At 51.4% G+C, this 257-nt stretch carries 1 pseudogene; it reads left to right on the top strand.

From position 1 onward, the window contains the following. Positions 1–257: pseudogene (locus FTW16_RS22730) on the top strand (transketolase); the annotation flags it as partial.

Consider the following 257-nt stretch of genomic DNA (forward strand, 5'->3'; position numbering starts at 1 on the left):
CTCTGACGATACCCCTAAGCGTTTTGAAGCATACGGCTGGCACGTAACCCCAGCGGTAGATGGTCATGACTCTGACGCGATCAACGCAGCGATTGAAGCGGCTAAAGCGGATCCTCGTCCTACTCTTATCTGTACTAAAACAGTAATCGGATTTGGTTCTCCAAACAAAGCAGGTACGCACGACTGTCACGGTGCACCTTTAGGCGCTGACGAAATCGCAGCAACTCGTAAACAACTAGGTTGGGAGCACGGTCCTT

Origin of the sequence: Vibrio sp. T20 (assembly GCF_007858795.1) — a bacterium.
Lineage (GTDB): Bacteria > Pseudomonadota > Gammaproteobacteria > Enterobacterales > Vibrionaceae > Vibrio > Vibrio satsumensis.